Source organism: Bradyrhizobium sp. (assembly GCF_049512235.1).
Taxonomy (GTDB): domain Bacteria; phylum Pseudomonadota; class Alphaproteobacteria; order Rhizobiales; family Xanthobacteraceae; genus Bradyrhizobium.
The window spans coordinates 1-5,611 of sequence record NZ_JBEKXH010000422.1 but is presented as its reverse complement, the minus strand read 5'-3'; the positions used below and the strand labels follow the sequence as shown (position 1 = coordinate 5,611).

Sequence of the window (5,611 nt, the reverse complement as noted above, 5' to 3'; positions counted from 1 at the left end):
GGCTTATTCTGCCCCAAAAACAGGGGTGGGGGCGGTGCAGTTTCTGGTGAGGCATTTTTCGTTCTTGGGTTTCGAAGGTCAAAACTGGATGCTCATCGTGGTCGGATTGATCGCGGCTTCCATTTTTGTCGCCTGGAGAACCCGCGATAGAAGCTGAAGGCGGCGACTGAATACTGCCGTGCTTCTGTCGAAATAAAAGCAGCCCGGCGCAATCAATCGACTGGCCGGTTTTGATTGGCTCGGATGGCAGCTTGCAACGTGCGGTGAGCGCATAATTTCCCGATGATGATGTTTCCAGCAGCGGGCCGCTTTGCCGCCGGGGTGAAGCGGGCAAGCGCATTGGCGCCAGTGCTGTCCGACGATGCCGTCAGCGTTCTCATTGCACTGAGCGCCAGAGCGATCAATCCCCGGCCTGTCGATCGTCGCCTGCGGCGTGCTGTCTCTCACCTAGAGCGAGCTCCTGCAGTCCGGCGCCGACAAGGTGGTGCTCCCGACCCATATCGGCGCCGAGCGCATTGCCGAGTTGCTCCTGCACGAGGAATCCGCCCCGCTTCAACGATGGCCCGGAACGCTCCCACGGCTTCCAGAGGATGCTGCATAATTTCGGCAATTGGCCGCCCGAACCGTGCAGAAATTCTCACTTCGCTGTTCGAGCCGCGGCTGCTTGGCGCAAGAGGGTGAAGGTCGCAACCGGTCGGCAATAACCGAGAGAGCGCTTTGTTTGTGTCTCGCCCCGCCCATCAGCAAAAATATATTATTTCTATACTTTTTTAGTTGCCTTGCGATGCCGCAGTTGTGCAACGCACGCGAAGAAAGTTGCAATTGATGGCCCGAATAATGTCTTTCCTCATTTCGAAATTCTGCCCTTCAAACTAACAATGGCTTTAGGAATCGTTATTGGCTCGTCGGCCGCGCGGGGGAATAAATGCACCGATATCGGAATTTGGTTTTGGCTACGGGAGTTTTGCTGGGTCTGGGCGCAGCGGGTGACGCATCGGCCGCCGACTTGGCGGTCAAGGCCCGCCCCGTCGCACCGCTGATGTATAATTGGACCGGCTGCTACCTCGGCGGCAATGTCGGCGGCGGTTGGAGCCGGATGGATACGACGCGGGTTTCGCAGGACACCATCGGCCTCTCTTCCGCGAACTACGGCCGTGAAGATGACACCGGCTTTCTCGGCGGCGTTCAGGGCGGCTGCGACTTCATGGTCGGCAGTCAATTTGTCGTTGGCATCCAGGGCATGTTCGACTTCGGCCAGGTCAACGGCCAACATGCCCTCACGGACTTCCCGGCATTCTCGGAAACCAACAATCTTTGGTCCGTGATGTCTGCAACGGGCAAGTTCGGATACCTGTGGACGCCGTCCTTTCTCGGTTACGCCAAGCTCGGCATGGCCTGGATGCAGGATCGCAACAAGGTATTGCTGCCGAGCGGCGCTCTCTCCGAGTCCTCCAGCTTCTGGTTGCCCGGTATGACCGTGGGTGTTGGCGGCGAATGGATGTTTGCCCCGAACTGGTCGGTGTTCGCGGAATACAACTATATGTGGATCGAGGACACCTCCGGGCAGCACTTCAACGCAGCTCCCGGCCTGTTCCCGCCCGGCGAGGTTCTGAGCGTCAAGCAGGTCGTGCAAACCGCCTTGGTCGGCGTCAACTACAAATTTCACTGGGACAACGCCCCGGTCGTCGCAAAATACTGAGTTGCTCTCGCTCCAGCAACGCAAAGCCCCGGCATCGGCCGGGGCTTTTTGCTGCTGCCCACCGTCCGGCGGGCGAGCACCTGCCTCGGCGTTTGGTAAACCAGGTGTTAAACGGGAATCCGCAACAGCCTCGATGGACCCGAGCCGATCGTGTTGAAGTCCCAGCAAAATCCGCCAACAAGCGGCCGCCCGCCGCACCCCGTCAAGCACTCAACCAGGAGCTGCGAAAAAATTGACGTACCGTTCACTGCCCCGGGTTAACGGTTTGTCCAGCCACCGGCCGCATAGTGATGGCCGACCCCAACTCGTACCCTGACAGGTTAAACACTGTGACATCCTTCGGACGTGTGATTTCGGTACGTGGGTCCCTCGCCCGCGTCGGACTGTTGGCGGAGAGCCAGCTGGGCCGCTCCGAAGCAAGGGCCACCGTCGGCCGGTTCGTCAGCATCCGCTGCGCAAATTCAACTATCATCGCGATGATCACCGAAGTATCATGCGAGGATCTGCCGGTCTCGGATAAGTATATAGCCACCGCCTCCGTCGATCTGCTCGGCGAAATCCTCGGCAGCAAGGAGCGCCCCAAATTCCAGCGCGGCGTCACCAACTATCCGACGATCAGCGATGCCGTCGAGCTGATCACCAGTCAGGAGCTTCGCACGGTCTATGCCCCGACGGGATCGGATCAGATCAATGTCGGGACCCTGCAACAGGATCAGTCCGTCATCGCCTACATCGACGTCGAGGAGATGCTCTCCAAGCACTTCGCGGTGCTCGGCTCTACCGGCGTCGGCAAGTCGAGCGGGGTGTCGCTGCTGCTGAACGAGATCCTCAAGGCGCGGCCGCATTTGCGGATTTTCCTGCTCGACGTTCACAATGAATATGGCCGCTGTTTCGGCGATCGCGCGCTGGTTCTCAATCCCCGCAATCTGAAGCTGCCGTTCTGGCTGTTCAATTTCGAGGAAATCGTCGACGTGCTGTTCGGCGGCCGGCCCGGGGTCCCCGAGGAACTCGACATTCTCGCCGAAGCCATCCCGATGGCGAAGGGAATCTATACGCAGTACCAGAACACCGATCGGGTCGGGTTGAAGCGCATCGACCCCAGGGCCAACGGCTACACCGTCGATACGCCGGTTCCCTATCGCCTGGTCGACCTGATTTCGCTGATCGACGAACGCATGGGCAAGCTCGAGAACCGCTCATCGCGCATCATCTTTCACAAGCTGATTTCGCGCATCGAGACCGTGCGCAACGATCCGCGTTACACCTTCATGTTCGACAACGCCAATGTCGGCGGCGACACCATGGCGGAAGTCATCAGCTATCTGTTCCGGCTGCCAGCCAACGGCAAGCCGATGACGATCATGCAGCTTGCCGGATTCCCAGCCGAGGTCGTGGATTCCGTGGTCTCGGTCTTGTGCCGCATGGCATTCGACTTCGGGCTGTGGAGCGACGGCGTTTCGCCGTTGTTGTTCATCTGCGAGGAGGCCCACCGCTACGCCGCCGCCGATCACAATATCGGTTTCGGCCCGACCCGCAAGGCGGTCTCGCGCATCGCCAAGGAAGGCCGCAAATACGGCGTCTATCTCGGCCTCGTCACGCAGCGTCCCGCCGAACTCGACGCTACCATCATTTCCCAATGCAATACCCTGTTTGCGATGCGCCTTGCCAACGATCGCGACCAGGCGCTGTTGCGGTCCGCGGTCTCGGACGCCGCGGCGAACCTGTTGTCGTTCGTGCCTTCGCTCGGCACCCGCGAAGTGCTCGCCTTCGGCGAGGGCGTGGCGCTGCCGACGCGGCTTCGCTTCAAGGAAGTGCCGGCGCATCAGCTGCCGCGCAGTGAGGCCACGATTTCTACGGCGCCGTCGACTGCCTCCGGCCATGACATGCATTTCGTCACCGCTGTGCTCGACCGCTGGCGCGGAGCCACCTCGCATCGCGACGTTCCCAACGATCCCATCATCACTGAGCGGCCGGTCGCGCGCACGGTTGAGGCACCGATGCTGCAACCCTCGATGGGGCTTGATCCCGACCGCTTCTCGCTTTTGAAAAAGCCGCTGCGCTGAGGGTTCGGACCCGCGATGTCGCCGGGCCGCCCGCCTGAAGCGCGGAGGCTTTGCACGGTTGCCGGCATCGACTATGGTCTTGCGCGTCCGCAGCCTGCGGTTGACCCGGAACCTGGAGCAACCTTCATGATGCAAGCGACTGCCCAGCGCTTCCCGACGCCTTCGATCGAAACGCTGCCCGGGGATATCCGGGCCCGCCTGCTCGCGGTGCAGGAGAAGTCCGGCTTTGTTCCAAACGTTTTCCTGACGCTGGCCTACCGGCCTGACGAGTTTCGCGCGTTCTTTGCCTATCACGATGCCCTGATGGACAAGGATGGCGGCCTGACCAAAGCCGAGCGCGAGATGATCGTGGTGGCGACCAGTAGCGCCAATCAATGCCACTATTGTGTCATCGCGCACGGCGCGATCCTGAGAATTCGGGCGAAGAACCCGCAGTTATCGGACCAGATTGCCGTCAACTACCGCAAGGCGGATATCACGCCGCGTCAGAAGGCAATGCTCGACTTCGCGATGAAGGTCAGCACCAGGGCGCACAAGATCTCGGAAGCGGATTTCGTCGAGGTCGCCGGCCATGGGTTCACGGACGACGACATTTGGGATATCGCCGCCATCTCGGCATTTTTTGCACTGTCGAACCGGATGGCCAACGTCACCGCGATGCGTCCGAACGACGAATTCTACCTGATGGGACGGCTGCCGAAATAGACGCCGGCGCCGGCCGCCGAGGCACGCCGGCGCTGCATCGAGCTCACTCATCTTCCGACGCGGCTCCGCACCAGCCCGGCAAGTAGACCGCGTCCTTGCTTTTCGCCAGTGCCAACGCCTTCTCGATGGCCTTGGCGAAATTGTCGTCCACACTCTTGCGCGACATTTTGCGGCGCAGGAAATCCGCCCACTGGAACTCGCTGAACGGCGTCGTGTCCTTCGCATAGCCGCCGACGCGTCGCAATTCACCGGCCAGGCTGCGGAACGGATCGTCCTTGAGCTGGGTCACGGTTTTTGGGATGTCCCTGAAATGTCGGCGTTCGCCCTTGGCGTCGTAGGGATAGACCCATCGGTGATTGTCGAGCACCCCCCAGAATGCGTCGGGATCGACCATGGTGAGGTCGGCCACAACCGTCACGAGAATATTCTTTATGCCTTCGTCGTGGAGCGCCAGGGCCAGGTGATGATGATCGATGACGTAGTTCCGCTTGTCCGGGCCCAGAACCACCGGAATCATATGTTTGCCCAGAAGTTCCGCCTGATCTTTCTTCGAGGTGTGTTCGCGCCAGCGCTTTCGCTTTTCCTTGACCTCCCGCATGCCGACCGTCATCTGGGTCGGGCGCAGCGAGAGGATCGGGATCGGGTGAAGAATCGGATCGCGCGTATTCGGCATGACTTGAAACTCCCGTGCCTGATAGCCAAAAACTCATCTGAAATCGGTCTGATTATGGCATGGTGGCGTAAACCATTAAATGTTTTTGCTAAGCCTCTGAAGGGATTTGTAAAAGATGAGCAGAATCCCGCGCGAGAGGACTCCGAAGGCGCACGTCCTCCAATTTGGCGGCCGCGAAATCATCGCGGAGGGACTCAATCTCAGTTTTTGGGCCGACATCAGTCATCGCTGCATGACGGCCTCCTGGCCGGCCTTCATCGGCGGGGCCGCACTGGTGTTTGTCGTCTTCAACGCGGTATTTGCAATATTCTACTGGATCGGAGATCAGCCGATCGCGAACGTGCCTGGTGGCGCTTACATCGACTATCTCTACTTCAGCATCGAGACGCTTTCGACCGCCGGTTACGGCGACATGCATCCGCAGACCCATTATGGGCATTTTATCGCCGCGGTGGAGCTGTTCACGGGTAT

General features: G+C 60.0%; 5 protein-coding genes. 4 read left to right on the top strand and 1 reads right to left on the bottom strand.

Features of this window, described 5'->3' with window-relative positions; all coding sequences use genetic code 11:
* Positions 1-949: 949 nt before the first annotated feature.
* From ABSG20_RS28190 to ABSG20_RS28180, 3 genes are all read left to right on the top strand, one after another.
* Positions 950-1,699 (top strand): outer membrane protein, encoded by a 750-nt coding sequence (locus tag ABSG20_RS28190; protein WP_423867751.1) that lies wholly within the window; start codon positions 950-952, stop codon positions 1,697-1,699.
* 290 nt (positions 1,700-1,989) lie between these two features.
* Entirely contained in the window at positions 1,990-3,762 is a 1,773-nt protein-coding gene (locus tag ABSG20_RS28185; protein WP_423867750.1) for an ATP-binding protein, read from the top strand.
* Between the two features lie 126 nt (positions 3,763-3,888).
* Positions 3,889-4,467, top strand: a complete 579-nt coding sequence (locus ABSG20_RS28180) for a peroxidase-related enzyme (RefSeq protein ID WP_423867749.1) — start codon at positions 3,889-3,891, stop codon at positions 4,465-4,467.
* 43 nt (positions 4,468-4,510) lie between these two features.
* Here ABSG20_RS28180 and ABSG20_RS28175 read toward each other — a convergent pair whose 3' ends face one another.
* Complete coding sequence (locus ABSG20_RS28175) at positions 4,511-5,140, bottom strand: ParB-like protein (RefSeq protein WP_423867748.1); 630 nt, start codon at positions 5,138-5,140, stop codon at positions 4,511-4,513.
* Positions 5,141-5,255: 115 nt separating this feature from the next.
* Between ABSG20_RS28175 and ABSG20_RS28170 the strand changes: the two genes are divergently transcribed.
* Positions 5,256-5,611 (top strand): potassium channel family protein (locus ABSG20_RS28170; RefSeq protein WP_423867747.1); only part of this gene is annotated, 356 nt, incomplete at its 3' end.